General features: G+C 36.2%; 18 protein-coding genes. 9 read left to right on the forward strand and 9 right to left on the reverse strand.

The annotated features are described in order from the left end of the window. Nucleotides 1-167 precede the first annotated feature (167 nt). The gene (gene dnaJ, locus DEU42_RS08475) at nucleotides 168-1,283 is read right to left on the reverse strand and encodes a molecular chaperone DnaJ (RefSeq protein WP_114757860.1); all 1,116 of its coding nucleotides are present in this window, start codon (nucleotides 1,281-1,283) and stop codon (nucleotides 168-170) included. A gap of 26 nt (nucleotides 1,284-1,309) precedes the next feature. Continuing rightward, a complete protein-coding gene (locus DEU42_RS08480; RefSeq protein ID WP_199509073.1) occupies nucleotides 1,310-1,894 on the reverse strand; it encodes a nucleotide exchange factor GrpE in 585 nt (194 codons plus the stop codon). 123 nt (nucleotides 1,895-2,017) lie between these two features. Here DEU42_RS08480 and DEU42_RS08485 point away from each other — a divergent pair, with 123 nt between their 5' ends. Then, nucleotides 2,018-2,695, forward strand: a complete 678-nt coding sequence (locus DEU42_RS08485; RefSeq protein WP_114757861.1) for a YceI family protein — start codon at nucleotides 2,018-2,020, stop codon at nucleotides 2,693-2,695. 30 nt (nucleotides 2,696-2,725) lie between these two features. On the opposite strand, the gene DEU42_RS08490 is transcribed toward DEU42_RS08485, so the two are convergent. Together DEU42_RS08490 and DEU42_RS08495 are read right to left on the reverse strand one after the other, a co-directional pair. Then, nucleotides 2,726-3,634: a TIGR01777 family oxidoreductase gene (locus DEU42_RS08490; RefSeq protein WP_114757862.1), complete on the reverse strand. Its 909-nt coding sequence runs from the start codon at nucleotides 3,632-3,634 to the stop codon at nucleotides 2,726-2,728. A gap of 77 nt (nucleotides 3,635-3,711) precedes the next feature. Beyond that, nucleotides 3,712-4,164, reverse strand: a complete 453-nt coding sequence (locus DEU42_RS08495; RefSeq protein WP_114757863.1) for a DUF4442 domain-containing protein — start codon at nucleotides 4,162-4,164, stop codon at nucleotides 3,712-3,714. Nucleotides 4,165-4,309: 145 nt separating this feature from the next. Between DEU42_RS08495 and DEU42_RS08500 the strand changes: the two genes are divergently transcribed. The 8 genes from DEU42_RS08500 (at nucleotide 4,310) to DEU42_RS08535 (ending at nucleotide 10,462) form a co-directional block, all read left to right on the forward strand. Further along, a complete protein-coding gene (locus tag DEU42_RS08500) occupies nucleotides 4,310-4,762 on the forward strand; it encodes a DUF4870 domain-containing protein (RefSeq protein ID WP_114757864.1) in 453 nt (150 codons plus the stop codon). Beyond that, on the forward strand, nucleotides 4,762-5,154 hold the full coding sequence (locus tag DEU42_RS08505) for a hypothetical protein (RefSeq protein WP_114757865.1): 393 nt from the start codon (nucleotides 4,762-4,764) through the stop codon (nucleotides 5,152-5,154). The genes DEU42_RS08500 and DEU42_RS08505 overlap by 1 nt, the downstream gene beginning before the upstream one ends. A 183-nt stretch (nucleotides 5,155-5,337) precedes the next feature. After that, nucleotides 5,338-6,105: a GIN domain-containing protein gene (locus DEU42_RS08510; RefSeq protein WP_114757866.1), complete on the forward strand. Its 768-nt coding sequence runs from the start codon at nucleotides 5,338-5,340 to the stop codon at nucleotides 6,103-6,105. A gap of 60 nt (nucleotides 6,106-6,165) precedes the next feature. After that, a complete protein-coding gene (locus DEU42_RS08515; RefSeq protein WP_114757867.1) occupies nucleotides 6,166-6,498 on the forward strand; it encodes a PadR family transcriptional regulator in 333 nt (110 codons plus the stop codon). A gap of 2 nt (nucleotides 6,499-6,500) precedes the next feature. After that, a complete protein-coding gene (locus DEU42_RS08520) occupies nucleotides 6,501-8,258 on the forward strand; it encodes a PspC domain-containing protein (protein WP_114757868.1) in 1,758 nt (585 codons plus the stop codon). 16 nt (nucleotides 8,259-8,274) lie between these two features. After that, nucleotides 8,275-9,003 carry a head GIN domain-containing protein gene (locus DEU42_RS08525; protein WP_114757869.1) on the forward strand — a complete coding sequence of 243 codons (729 nt, stop codon included), beginning with the start codon at nucleotides 8,275-8,277 and terminating at the stop codon, nucleotides 9,001-9,003. Nucleotides 9,004-9,055: 52 nt separating this feature from the next. Continuing rightward, entirely contained in the window at nucleotides 9,056-9,544 is a 489-nt protein-coding gene (locus DEU42_RS08530; protein ID WP_158537862.1) for a nuclear transport factor 2 family protein, read from the forward strand. Between the two features lie 81 nt (nucleotides 9,545-9,625). After that, nucleotides 9,626-10,462 (forward strand): GIN domain-containing protein, encoded by an 837-nt coding sequence (locus DEU42_RS08535; protein ID WP_114757871.1) that lies wholly within the window; start codon nucleotides 9,626-9,628, stop codon nucleotides 10,460-10,462. A gap of 63 nt (nucleotides 10,463-10,525) precedes the next feature. On the opposite strand, the gene DEU42_RS08540 is transcribed toward DEU42_RS08535, so the two are convergent. The 5 genes from DEU42_RS08540 to DEU42_RS08560 all read right to left on the reverse strand — a co-directional run bounded on the left by DEU42_RS08540 (nucleotide 10,526) and on the right by DEU42_RS08560 (nucleotide 14,524). Continuing rightward, nucleotides 10,526-11,317 (reverse strand): alpha/beta hydrolase, encoded by a 792-nt coding sequence (locus tag DEU42_RS08540; RefSeq protein WP_114757872.1) that lies wholly within the window; start codon nucleotides 11,315-11,317, stop codon nucleotides 10,526-10,528. Between the two features lie 156 nt (nucleotides 11,318-11,473). Continuing rightward, nucleotides 11,474-12,220: a DUF434 domain-containing protein gene (locus tag DEU42_RS08545; RefSeq protein ID WP_114757873.1), complete on the reverse strand. Its 747-nt coding sequence runs from the start codon at nucleotides 12,218-12,220 to the stop codon at nucleotides 11,474-11,476. A gap of 60 nt (nucleotides 12,221-12,280) precedes the next feature. After that, on the reverse strand, nucleotides 12,281-13,099 hold the full coding sequence (locus DEU42_RS08550) for an alpha/beta fold hydrolase (protein ID WP_114757874.1): 819 nt from the start codon (nucleotides 13,097-13,099) through the stop codon (nucleotides 12,281-12,283). A 190-nt stretch (nucleotides 13,100-13,289) separates the two neighbouring features. Next, a complete protein-coding gene (locus DEU42_RS08555) occupies nucleotides 13,290-13,847 on the reverse strand; it encodes a hypothetical protein (protein ID WP_114757875.1) in 558 nt (185 codons plus the stop codon). 401 nt (nucleotides 13,848-14,248) lie between these two features. Then, nucleotides 14,249-14,524, reverse strand: coding sequence for a helix-turn-helix domain-containing protein (locus DEU42_RS08560; RefSeq protein ID WP_114757876.1), 276 nt, complete (start codon nucleotides 14,522-14,524; stop codon nucleotides 14,249-14,251). Nucleotides 14,525-14,987: the final 463 nt, after the last annotated feature.

A 14,987-nucleotide genomic window follows, 5' to 3' on the forward strand; every position in this document is an offset into this window, starting at 1 on the left:
TGATTGAGAATGTAAAAATAAAGAATAATGACGGATAATTAGCAGGTATTAAAACCTCGTAAATAAAAAAACCCACCTTTATTTGCATAAAGATGGGAAAAATTGCTATGAAAAAGAAAAATTCACTATTTACATAGTGAATTTCAAATATATAATTTTTTCTTAAATTATGAAAACATATCCTTAACTTTTTCAAAAAAAGATTTATCCGACTTTTCAGGGTGCGGAATAAAGTTTTCATCCGTAAGTGATTTCTCGAAAAACTGACGTTGTTCTTTTGTCAAAGTCTTTGGTGTCCAAACATTTACATGCACTAACAAATCACCACTACCGTAAGAATTAAGACTCGGAATACCTTTACCTTTCAGTCGCAATATTTTACCTGACTGTATACCCTCTTCAAGTTTTATCCTAACTTTTCCATTTACAGCCTCGATATCTTTAGATGTTCCAAGTGCAGCTTCGGCAAAGCTTATATATAAATCATAGTGAAGATTCTCACCTTCACGTTTAAGTGTTTCGTGCTCAACTTCTTCTATTGCAACGATCAAATCACCCGGAATGCTGTTATTACCCGGTGCATCATTACCTTTTCCTGCAACTTTTAGCTGCATACCGTCTACTACACCTGCAGGTATTTTGATTGATACTGTTTCATCCTCCATTATCATACCCTGAGCATCGGCATTGTTAGGCTTAGATTCTATGATCTGCCCCGTACCTCCACAGGTATGACAGGTTGCAGCGGTTTGCATCCTTCCAAGTATCGTGTTGGTTACCTTCATTACCTGACCGGCACCATTACACGTAGGACACGTTTTAAAGCTAACGCCTTTAGCCTGTACCTTACGTTTTACTTTTACTTTTTTCTCGACACCGTTAGCAATTTCGTCAAGAGTAAGCTTTACCTTAATACGCAGGTTACTTCCTTTCATCCTGCGCTGGCCGCCTCCGCCTCCGAAACCACCAAAGCCGCCACCAAATGCGCCTCCGAAAATATCTCCAAACTGACTGAAGATATCGTCCATGTTCATACCACCGCCGTTAAAACCGCCTGTACCGTCAAACGCCGCTGATCCATACTGGTCATAACGCGCTTTCTTATCCGGATCACTTAATATTTCATAAGCTTCGGCAGCAGCCTTAAATTTCTCTTCAGCTTCTTTATTACCCGGGTTTTTGTCAGGGTGGTACTCAATAGCCTTCTTACGGTATGCCTTTTTAATCTGGTCCGCAGTAGCGCTTTTATCAATGCCTAATATTTCGTAAAAATCTTTCTTCATCTTACTGTAATGCTAACAGTTTTAAATTAGTTACCAATAACAACTTTAGGGAAACGGATAATTTTATCTCCCAGTTTGTATCCTTTTTCAATCACGTCTACAATCTTGCCTTTAAGATCATCCGACGGTGCAGGGATTTGAGTGATAGCTTCCGCAAAATCAGCGTCAAATGCATCTCCTGCTTTAATTTCAACCTGCTCAAGTCCTTTAGAAACAAGTGTATCTTTAAGCTTATTATGTATAAGTTCTACTCCTTTAAGCAAAACTTCATCTTCAGATTTTGATATCTGAACCATAGCCCTGTCAAAATCATCAAGAACCGGAAGCATAGCCTGCAGCACTTCCTGATTAGCTGTTTTAAACAAATCTAATCTTTCTTTAGATGTCCTTTTTTTATAGTTTTCAAATTCAGCAAACAGTCTTAAAAACTTATCTTTCTCTTTGGCAAGTTCCTCACTCAGCTTTTCTTCGGCTGACAATTCTTCAGCAGATGCCACACCTTCATGTTGTTCAGTAGCTTGGTTCTCATTTATTACTCCGTCCTGATTTAAGTCTTTCTCTACGTTTTCAGAATTCTCCTGGCTCATATTCTTAAATAATTTCTTAAACATTATTTTGTTTTCGTTCGCTTTAGCGAAACGCAAAAGTATTGCCAAAATCTGTAAAATGTCAAATTGTCACGGCTATTTTTATTAATTTTAAAAGATAGTACAATCCTAGTCTAAACTAAAACCATGAAAAAACAACTTTTTGTGGCAGCAACAGTTATACTTTTTGCCACCTCATGCCGAAAAGAAACCACTTCGGGCGAAGCAATAATTACCGAAGCCGAATTAACAAAACCCGTGGCACCAGCCTCCCAAAAATATATTGCCGACACTTTGGTTTCCAATATTAACTGGATCGGCACAAAGCCTACCGGAAGTCACTCCGGAACAATAAAACTGAAAGATGGAGTATTTTTTATAAAAGAATATGAGCTTGAAAGCGGAAAATTCACAATTGATATGAATAGTATTACCGTGACCGATCCGAAAGAAGACAAAAACAGAACAAACCTTGAGAATCATTTAAAAGGACTGGGAGACAAAACTAACGAGGATCATTTTTTTAATGTAACCAAATACCCTATAGGCACATTTGAAATTACCAATATAGCTAAAGCCAACAATCAAACTTTAATTGAAGGCAATCTCACTATAAAGGAGATCACAAAAAACATCATCTTTCCGGCTTTTGTTAGTGTAAATGACTCAACTGTAATTCTAAATAGTGAGAGTTTTAAGATAAACAGAACTTTGTGGAATATAAACTATAATTCTAAAAGTGCTATTGAAAATCTTGGCGATCAATACATAGATGACAATATTGAATTAAAAGTTAGTGTAACTGCAAAGAGAAATATCAAATAATAGATATAGTCTCTGCATTTCAGGAATACCTTAAGATTTCAATTCAACCTGAAGCGCCTTTTCGAGAGAAAGGTATTTAAACTGATAGCCTTCACTTATAATTTTTTTTGCGCTGACATTCTGACTGTCAAATAACAATGTATGCATTTCGCCCAAAATAAGTTCCATTACTAATTTTGGCACATTCGGCAGGAAAAAAGGCTTGTCCATTACTTTAGCTGCAAGCTCCACTAAAGTATGATTTGTAACCGGATGGGGTGCCACAGCGTTATAAATACCTTCGAGCTCGTTGTGCAGAACATAAGCATAAATACCCGCAAGATCGTCTAAATGAATCCATGACTGCATTTGCTGACCACTACCAAACGCAGCCCCAAAACCATATTTGATAGGAGTTGCAAGCTCTTTAAGAGCCCCCCCCTTACCTGACAGAACCAAACCTGTACGGATTTTTGCCACTTTTACACCTAGTGTTTCCATTTTATCAGATGCAGTTTCCCATTGTTGTACTACAGTACTAAGGAAAGAAGTATCAAAAGAAGTATCATCTTCAGAATACACTTTATCAAGACTATTGGGATAAATACCTATTGCAGATGCCGAGATAAACTGATGTACACTATTAGGATTATTTTTAAGCAGATTATAAATTGCATTTACAGATGCTACCCTGCTATTTAGTATCTGTTTTTTATAACTGTCAGTCCACCGTTTTGCAATAGGCGATCCTGCCAAATTAATTACAGCATCTACATCTTCTATACAATGATTGTCAATTTCACCCGATTCAGGACTCCAATAAAACCCTTTGTAGTTAGGTTCATCCTGTATCTTATCTTTTGAAGTAGTCAAATAATTAACAGATATACCGTTCTTTAGGAGCAACGATACTAATTCAGTGCCTACAAGTCCCGTAGCCCCGGTTAATAATACCTTCATATCTGTTTTTTTGGTTAATCAAATATAAAAAGCCGTAGCCGAATACACCCGATTTTAACTTATATTTAAGGAAGAACTTATTTAACCTTTATACTCCATTCAAACTCCATGAACGAAACCTGATCTCCTGCTTCATCTTTCCCTAAAGAGGTCATCCAGAAAGTTTGCCCTTCACCTGTGTCTATGGCTTTACATATAGCATCCTCTATTAAGTTCCCATCATTACAGGTAAAAGTAATTCTGCCACGTGCCTTTTTAGTAAAGTTGCCTTTATTATTAGCGACCAACATTGAGATTTTCTTTCCACTCTTCTTAATATGATACATAACCAGTGCCCCGGTAGTAAGTTCTGCAGCCATAGCCTGCACCGCAAAATACATAGAATTAAAAGGGTTTTGGTTAAACCATCGATGCTTTACCGTAGCTACACATGAAGATGCAGATATAGCTTTTACCCTTACCCCGCTCCAATAGGCCGAAGGAAGCTTAGCAAACAGGAAAGTATTGAGTTTAGAAGGCGTGAATTCCATTAACATTTGATTTTCTGCTAAAATACAGATAATTAACCAAATTTAGAAATGTTAATTTTTTGTTAAAATACAGTACTTTGTATTGCACAATACCTGACAATAGACATATATTTGCATAGAATATTAATTGATATAAACCTATACTATGGAAACTATAGCAAACAAAAACACTTCTACAATACTGCAGTTAAGCGCATTAACACAGTATTTTATTCCATTAGGTAACTTTATATTTCCGGCTTTGATATGGAGTCTTAAGAAAAATGATTCAGAATTTGTAGATTATAATGGTAAACAGGCTATCAATTTTCAGTTAAGCCTATTTCTTTATTCTTTCCTTTTGGCTGTAATCGCTATACCAATTTTCCTTTGCACATTTTTCAGCAACATGGACCTGATAATAAATTCTGACGGGGAATGGATTATAGAGCAATTTAGCCTTGGCAACATTACCTGGCTGGTACTTATTGCAGTGATAGCGGTTTGTATTGTAATACTTCTAAAAACAGCAGAGTTGTTTCTTATTCTTTATGCAGCCGTAAAAAACAACAATGGTCAACGATATGATTTTCCATTAACTATAAAATTCATAAAATAATGAAAACAATAACTACAACGCTGTTAGTGCTATTAATGATTGTTTCGTGCAACTCTAACGACAGCAACGTAAAATATAGCTATTCATACAATAGCGATGGTGTCATAAAAAGGGAAATGACCGTAAAAAACAACAAAAATGACATAGACATAGAAATGAAAGGTAATGCTACATTTAACGATGATGAAACGGCAATAACCCAATTAACTCCCGGAGGAAGCATAAACTACAGAAACAAGGACACCAAACTTACCGCAGCCTCATCAAAAGAAGGGATAAAAATAAGTATTGAAAAAAATAACAGTAAAATATCCGCCACCAGCGACACCGGTAAGGAAATAATTAAAGAAGCCATAACACATATAAAGAAATTGCAGCAAAAACATAAATAATCGTCTCAGAGTTCAATCATCAAAAAACAATCAATCAACCAATTCTGCCCTTAATCACGGCATCAATCATCAGAGTTCAATCATCAGAGTTCAATCATCAGAGTTCAATCATCAGAGTTCAATCATCATCAACCCGCCTGCCGGCAGGCAGGTCAAATCAAATCAAATCAAAAACGAACAGTTATGAAACAATTTTTAACAACAGCGCTTTTAGTCGTAATCGGGCTTAGCGCACAGGCACAAACAAGTGAGACGCGTAAAAGTGAAAATTTTACAACACTTGACGTAAAGAACGGAATTGAAGTGGTATTCACACAAAGTGACGCACCCTCTTTAAAAGTGGAATCCGACAATATTAAAACTCTTGAAAACATCGTTACGGAATTCAGCAAAGGCTCCTTGAAAGTGTACATGAGAGACAATGAAAACAAAGGACCTGTACTTGGAGTCGCTAAAGTATATGTTTCTGCAGCACATGTAAAAAACTTTAAAGCAGTTACCGGAGCAACAATAAAAGCAAACGGTAAAATTACAGGAGAAGAACTGAGTGTAAAGCTGGCATCGGGAGCCTCTTTTACGGGAGAGCTAAACAGCAGTAAAAAATGTATAATTAAAGCGGAGTCAGGCTCTATGTTCAGAGGAATAGTAAAGACTGTGGAGTTTGAAGGAAAAACTACCAGCGGATCGACAATAAAAATTACCGGAAATGCAGATATCACTAAAGTAGCATGCAACAACGGATCTTTGATAGCAGGTAAGTTTTTAAGCCAAAATGCTGATATAAAAACAACAAACGGTTCAACTGCTTTTATAAATGCAATTAAATCGATAAGTGCGGATGCCGATAACTCATCTTCAATTACCTATTATGGAGAACCGGCAGAAGTAAATTTAGGCAACAATATGTATGCTATAAAACGAGATAACCTTAAATTAGCCTTAAACAATTAGGCCTTAAGACTATAGCGTAAGACACAGAAAAAAGAAAGTGAATTAAAAACATGATGACTAATGAATATTGAGAACACTAAGGCCCAGATGCGTAAGGGCGTCCTTGAGTTCTGCATCTTGTGTGTATTAAAAGAAAAAGATGCATACACATCGGAGATCCTGGACACGCTGAAAAACGCAAAGCTGCTTGTGGTTGAGGGTACTGTTTACCCATTGCTCACAAGATTAAAAAACGATGGACTTCTTAGCTATCGCTGGGAAGAGTCAACATCGGGCCCACCGCGAAAATACTACGGCCTGACCGATGAAGGAAGGGAATTTTTAAAAGAACTTAATATAACCTGGACGGAATTATCCGATGCAGTAAATATAATAACCAGTCAAAAAGCATAGCCATGAACAAAACAGTCAGTATAAATTTAGGAGGTTTCTATTTTCATATCGATGAAGATGCCTACCAAAAGTTAAACCGCTACTTTGACGCGATCAAACGTTCACTTTCTCCTGATGGGAAAGATGAGATTATGAGCGACATTGAAGGAAGGATTGCCGAACTGCTTTCAGAAAAGCTAAAAAGCGACAAACAGGTAGTAGGCAATGCAGAAGTTGATGAGATTATGGCTATAATGGGCCAGCCTGAAGACTACAGGATAGACGAAGAGACTACAGGCGAAAAAAACACATACACAGCCCCAGATTATAACTATGCTCCAAGAAACAAAAAATTCTATAGGGATGGCGAGAAAGGGATGATTAGCGGTGTATGCGCAGGATTGTCACATTACTTCAGGATCGATCCATTATGGATAAGAATATTATTCGTCATATCATTATTTATCTCGTTTGGAACAAGTATATTCATATATATCTTATTATGGGTACTTATCCCAAAGGCAATTACCACTACCGAAAAACTGGAAATGACGGGCGAACCCATAAATATCTCTAATATCGAAAAAAAGGTAAAGGAAGAGATTGATTCAATTACCGGAAAACTTCAGAATGTAGACTATGACAGGTTGGGTAATAATGCCAAAAACGGAGCCCAAAAAATAGGTAGTGGTATAGGAGCTGTATTCTCTGCACTGTTTACAGGATTTGCAAAGGTAATAGGCGCATTAATTGCTGTTAGTGCAGCAATAATGCTGGGTGTAGTGGTTGTATTTTATTTCTCATTGTTATTTACCTCATCACTAAAGAACTCAATGTGGCATCCCTGGGTAGATGGATTTAATTATACCGATGCTCCGATATGGTTAATGGGTACAGCAGTATTCTTTATGATTGCCATACCTCTTTTCATGATATTCCTTTTAGGACTTAAGATATTGGTTGACAACTTAAAACCTATAGGAAACATCACTAAATTTACCTTATTGGCATTATGGGTACTATCTTTTGTGAGTGTACTTTACCTGGGTATAAGCCAGACTAAAGAAATAAACGATGAAGGTAAAACCGTATTCAAACAGGACATAAATCTTTTTGAAAATGAGGCAGCTCCTGAAAATGATACGCTTCTCATAAAATTCAGATACAACGATTATTTTGCAAAATCATTTTACCCTGACCATAATGATTTCCGTTTTACACAGGATTCTATAGGTAACGATGTGATCTATTCAAATGATGTATCATTTGTACTCTTGAAAACCGATGGAACAAAGCCATTTATTCAGATTGAAAAAATAGCTAATGGCAGAACATCGGCAGAAGCGCGCAAAAGAGCGGAAAAAATTAAATATAATTTCAAATTTGAGGGAAATACCTTAATTTTAGACAATTATCTGTTAACTGATATTACAAACAAATATCGTAACCAAAAAGTTGAAATCTATCTTTACCTGCCTGAAGGAACAATTTTTAAATGTGACGACAGCGTAAAAGAGTATGATAATACCGAAGACTGGTTCTTTAACCTTTGGTGGGATGATGCCAGCAAATGGGTATATAAAATGAAACAGGACAAGGTAGAATGTCTTACTTGCCCTCATGATGAGGAAGCACCGGAAGATATCCCAGCTCCTCCTGCTCCGCCCGCTGATATTCATATTAACGGTGCAGGTAAAGGCCAGATAAATATATCTGATGAAAAAGTAAACCTGCACTTAAGTGTAGACAGTATTAACGTTACTGCCAAAACGAAAAAATAATTTAAATATATTTCTCATGGTAAAAGTTATAGTTCATATTGCCAAAGCTATGGTTGCCATAGTAGTCTCATTATTATTTGCCTCATGCGGTTTTGATATAAGAACGGTTGACGGAGACGGAAATGTTGTAAAAAAAGAAATTCCGGTTACAGGAAACTTTAATTCAGTGTCTGTTGAAAGAGACCTTGAAGTTATAATTGTGCAAGGGAGCCAACCATCAGTAACACTTGAAACTGACCAAAATCTTGTAGAGCATATTAAGATTGAAGTTAAAGGCCATGAACTTAAGATTACCTCAGATGCAAATCTTGATAGTGACATGAAAAGGATTACTGTGGTTATGCCTACCATTGAATCGCTTTCTACTTCCAGCAGCGCGAAGATTACTGCCAACGGTGCGATTAAAGGGGACTCAATGTCGTTTTCATCAAGCAGCGGAAGCAGTATTGACCTGACAATAGATGCTGACAAGCTAGAATGCGAAACCAGTAGCGGATCGCAAATAGGCGTTTCAGGAAAAACAAATGATCTTGATGCTCAAACTTCAAGTGGCGGCCATATCAACGCTCAGGCATTAAAAGCGGAAAATGTAAATGCTACTGCATCGAGTGGCGGTAATATAATTGTAAATCCAATCAAGCATCTATCTGCAGATGCATCAAGTGGCGGAAATATAAAGTATGTTACTACTCCTGCTAAACTAAAGCAAAATGCCAGTTCAGGCGGGAATGTATCTCAACTGTAATTTATACTATTCAAAGCCTCCTTTTGGAGGCTTTTTTTTAATGAAACCAATTATGAAAAAAATATATCTATTAGCATTAATTTTTGGTATTACTGTATCCATACATGCTCAGAATGAAGTTTACCCTCCATCATCAGAAGTCCTGACTGAGAAGATTTTGAATCTGGATGCTAAGGCATTTGATGCCTACAATACCTGCGATGTAGCGGCATTCAGGACTTATTTTACAACCGACCTTGAATTTTACCACGACAAAGGTGGCTACTCTAAAGGGATTGAGAAATTCATCGAAACGTTCAAAGCAAATATCTGTAACGAACCTAAGCCAAAAGTAATACGAAAGCCTGTAAAAGAAAGCCTGAAGGTTTATCCACTTGAAGGTTATGGCGCTATACTTATGGGCGACCATGATTTTTATCAGATCGAAAACGGAGTAGAAAAGAAAACAGGAACTGCAAAATTCATTAACATGTGGCTACTTGAAAACGGTTACTGGAAAATGTCGCGCGTGCTTAGTTATGACCACAAACCTTCACATTAAATTCATTTGTACATCATCAAACATCGGGTCTTCGCCGGTGTTTTTTATATATTTGCGATAACCAATAAAAAATGAAATAACATGAAAAAAGCTTTCCTGCTACTATTGGCAGTACTTTTTACGTCTATTACGTTCGCTCAGAAAAAAGAAAAGATTAAAGGTTCTAAGATTGTTACCGTTACCCAAAAAGAAGTTGATAATTTTGAAAGTCTTGAAGTAGAAGACAACATTGAAATTTTCCTTTCTAAAGGCGCAACACAAAGCCTGGAAATTGAAGCCGATGATAACCTTCATGAAACTTTTAAAGCCGAGCTGAATGGCACTACCCTTCGCATCTATACTGACAAAGAAATAACTTCTGCTAAAAAAATAAGCATTAGAGTTACCTATACTGATAACCTGAAAACAATAACGGCAAAAAATGAAGCTACAATTAATGCCCTTGCAGATTTGCAGCTGGAAAACATTACCATCAAAAATCTTGATTATTCTAAATCCTACCTAAATGTGAAATCTAAGAACTTCACACTGGTAATGAATGATAAAGCAACAGCTGAACTAAACTATCAGGGCGACAATGTAGTCGTAGAACTAAGCAAGAATGCGCAATTAAAAGCTCTAATCGCAGCAAGCATGACTGCCAAACTTGACCTTTACCAAAAAACAACGGCCACTATTGAAGGAGATGCGGCTGAAGCTAAAATCCGTGTAGATAACAATGCTTCGTTTACAGGAAAAAAATTCACTGTTAAAAATCTTGACCTGACAGCCGAAAGTTATACTCACTGCAACATTAATGCTGCCGAAAACATTACCATTGCTGCATCAGGCAAAGCAGAGATTGAGCTCTTTGGAAAACCTAAAGTACAGGTAACCAATTTTGCCGACAGTGCAGTATTGTACAAGAAAGAAATGTAATTAATACATTACCCATAAAAAAGCATCCGCCCTGGCGGATGCTTTTTTATTATATGGAGGATATTATTTTACTGCGCTTGTGGCAGCAGTTATAATAACGTTAGCAACTTTTGCAGGCTGAGAAATAAAAACAGCATGACTCGCTTTAATTTCTGTCACTTTCATGTTTGCCCTTTTATACATATTACGTTGTATATCAGGATTAATACCTTTATCTTCTGTAGCTACAATGCCATAAGCAGGTTTGTTTCTAAAAGCTGCAGTTTCTACTTTATCTGTAAAACATTGCCCGGCTATTGGCCCCTGTGACGCATACATAAACCCTGCAAGGTCATCACTTACATCGGCTGCGAAACCTGCATGAAATTTAGCTTTGTCAAAATACACCATTCCATTCGCATCAGGTGGAAGAATACCGTTTTCAGGAGCAGGTGGAAGTGACATTACCCATTGTAGTGTATCCTCACCTTTATCAGGTGCAAATGCCGCAATATAAACCAGCCCAACAACTTTAGGGTTATTACCTGCCTGGGTAATTACTGTGCCGCCCCATGAGTGACCAACAAGTATTACAGGTCCATCCTGTCTGTCTATAATTCTGTTGGTTGCCGCTACATCGTCTTTTAAAGACGTCAGTGGGTTTTGAACTACACTAACATTGTACCCCTGCTTAACAAGGATATCATAAACACCTTTGTACCCCGAACCATCTGCAAAAGCACCATGTACCAGTACGATATTTTTCACTTTGCTTTTAGTTTGTGCCACTGTATCAGTAGCAAATAAGGCAATTAAAGCCATTACTGTTACTAAAAAGATTCTTTTTAGCTGCTTAATAAGATCTGTTGTTTTCATGTTATTTATTTTAATAAGTTGATTCCTTTATTAAATCCAAAAACAACACCTTAAAAATAAAATATTGAATATCAATACATTATATTTTATTCAGATTTTAATTTTCACGACATGAAGTAAAAACACACATTATACGCTTATCCCGTCATATACATTTTATAATAGGGTAAACTCAATTATACTATCAGAACTATTCTCCTCTAAAAATGTCGTAATGATAAAAGCACCGAGATTAAACCATTCTGCACATTCATTTAGTATCCAGGCATCGGAACTACAAACCAGTCTCTGCTCCTGAACAAGGAATTTATCCGGCGAATTTTCAAGATAGCAATCCCATTTAAAACTATGGTTTTCCGCAATCTCATAACACAGCACCTTAAGTTTTCCGCTGTTAGACACTGGTGTATCAAATATCCAGATTACTTTTTCAACCTCGAGACTTTCAAATAATTTTCCTATCATAATCAGTCCCGTCTCTGTCTGGTTTACTTTACGATAGGTGCCATGTACCGAAGAAATATCCCTGTAACAACCATCAAGACCTTTGAAAACATAACCTCCTGACAAAAGTGTTTCTAATAATATCAAAACATTGAATCCGTCGAGATGAACCGTTTTTCCTTTTAGCTCGCTACTATTAATTTCTTTTGTCTTTCTGAGTTCAATTTCTTTTTCTGAGCAAGACATACCCTGAAGCGCTAGAAGCTGACGCGTTTTAAGCCTGTAACGATTCGCTGATAATGCTAAAGAAGATTTCATAGGATATCCTCTGCTTAGCAGGTAATACAAATCTTTTAAAGCTTCTTCGAGTTTCAATTGTTCATGAGCAGAAGCAAAAAGGCCTTCATCTTCTGAACTTTTCCCTCTGTTTCGTCTTGTTTCCGAATTCTGTTCTTCCATAAGCCAAAAATAGAAAAGCCGGACAAAATGCCCGGCTTTTTAGTTTCAATAAATTCAAATTTAAGATCTGATAAACTCCAGAATATCTTTATTAATTGTTTCTGCCTCGGTAGTTGGCATACCATGAGGGAATCCGGGATAAGTAATCAATTTAGAATTTTTAAGTAAAGCTGCCGATTTTGGAGCCTGATGTGCCGGTACGATCTGGTCGTCTTCACCGTGAAGCACTAACACCGGAATATCAAGACTTTGAAGATCTTCCCTGAAATCAGATTCAGAGAATGCTTTTATTCCGTCATGATGAGCCAATACAGAGCCATTCATTCCCTGGCGCCACCAGTTGTGACGGATACCTTCGTCTATTTTAGCACCCTCACGGTTCCAGCCGTAAAACGGGATTGGGAAATCGTAAAAATAAGATGATCTTGTAAAGGCAGTTCCGTTACGAATCTCATCAAAAATTGACAAAGGAATACCTTCAGGATTCGTTTCGCTCTGCACCATGATTGGTGGCACAGCACTAATGATAACTGCTTTCGCAACACGGCCTTTTCCGTATCTAGCCGCATAGCGAATAACTTCTCCACCACCTGTTGAGTGCCCTACGTGAATGGCATCCTTTAGATCAAGAGCTGTGGTAAGTTCTGCAACATCTGCTGCATAAGTATCCATGTTGTTCCCTTCAGCGCTTTGTCCTGAACGGCCATGACCTCTACGGTCGTGAGCAATAACCCTGTATCCCTGTTTTAGGAAAAACATCATTTGAGCATCCCAGTCGTCTCCTGATAATGGCCATCCGTGATGGAAAACAATAGGTTGTCCTGTTCCCCAGTCTTTGTAGTAAAATTCAGTTCCGTCTTTAAGTTTAATTGTACTCATGTCTTTAAGATTTTTTTAGATTATTAATTGGAAAAAATATTTTCTAAATGCACTTAAAGTTAAGCAATTAATATTCCTCAAAAGATAAAACAATGAAAATCAAAATATTAAAAAAAAGTTTTTATTTTTATTTTACGATATATCGTGATTTCTTTTAAGAATTGCAGGATATCGTGGAAACATATTCCATTTAATGCATGCAGCCTAAAAACAATTCATTTTTTAATGTTTTTGCATCTTTAAAACTTGGAAGTAACAGTTTAACAACACTATCAGACTGTGCTTTGTTTTCAAAAATATTAGCTAAAACCGTCATTTTAAGTGTATCTTTCTCATTCCTTTTGTAGGCGTATGCCATCTCAATACTAACAAAATTCTGGTCATCAAAAGGTCGTCTGGGATAGTATTCACCACTATAAATATCATCATCAGAGTTTTCCTGAATAATTATTCCTTTATCTTTCCTATAAATACGATTCATCATATCGGTTTTAGAACTGAGTAAAGAAGCCGTTTGTTGAGCAATTTGATACAGCTCGGCAAAATCATTACCTTCAGCAACCTCCACAACATAAAAAGTACCCATATCATTATTTTTATCAGGATTCTCTGTGGAGTCTGATTCCTTTATAAGTAAGCTATGCGGACTTTTAAAAGCATTATCATTCATTCGTGAAGAACCAACAGATCCTTTCTCTTGACAGGATGCTATAATTGCTAATAAAAACAGAGATACTACCCTTTTCATATAATTTAGATTTACCACCTAAATTAAATAAAAAAAGCAGAACATTTCTGCTTTGCTTTACGTCGGGGTGGCAGGATTATTTCATGATTCTGTAGTTGGGATTTGTTACAATAAAATCCTTCTACGGTTTTCAACTGCCAGTATTTTTTGTTTTAGAAATTTTAAGCAAGCTTAATTTTTCTAAAACAAAAAATCCCTCCTGCAAAGCAGAAAGGATTTTGTTGTCGGGGTGGCAGGATTTTAACCTTCTCCCATAAATATCTTTAAATCAATAATTTGCAACTGAACTCGATATCATGCTCACCGAATAACTCACTTATGAATTTTAACGGTAATTTCAAAGCAAAGATAGTGATTTTTTTTGCATGGACAGCATGCTATTATAATTACTTTTTTACTGATTAATCTATGCCAGTTTTACTTTCCATCAGCTTAAGGATATCTTCATATTTATAATAAAGGAGACCACCGATTTTACTGTATGGTAACGTTCCATTTATTCGCATACTTTGTAAGGTTCCAGACGATATGCCCAGTAATTTGCGAACTTCCATAGTTTTAAGCCAAACTTTTGGATTAGCACTTAAACTATAATTAATTTCTAGTTTGTGTATCGCTTCAATAATTTCATGCTTGAATTGCTCTAAGTCCTTTTTGGTAATAATCTCAATATTCATCCTAATCACAATTTTATTATTTACTCTAAGCTGATAAGATAAATATTTAGGAATAAACAGAACAAATAATGGTTAACCCTGAAACGGTTTGGCGCTAGATTACGCAGATGTATTTACTGATTAAAGTATTGATTAAAGTATTGATTAAAGTATTGATTAAAGTATTGATTAAAGTATTGATTAAAGTATTGATTAATATATTTTTAATCATTAAGGACCAATATTTTTGCTAAGGAATAAGTATTTAAAGTTTTATTTATATATAACATGCAATCAGGTCTAAACTATATTAAATGCTTCACTACATTTCGTAAAAAGGATTTAGCTATTATATTCAAGCAGTGGGAAGACATTTACTATATTTACAAAGCAGATCGTGATACCATCAAATTTAGCTGTATAAATCTGTGAAAATTATACAAATAGTAGAAAAACTGTATGTGAAGTATTTATTGTGGTAAAT

The organism is Flavobacterium sp. AG291, from assembly GCF_003350375.1.
Taxonomy (GTDB): Bacteria; Bacteroidota; Bacteroidia; order Flavobacteriales; family Flavobacteriaceae; genus Flavobacterium; species Flavobacterium suzhouense.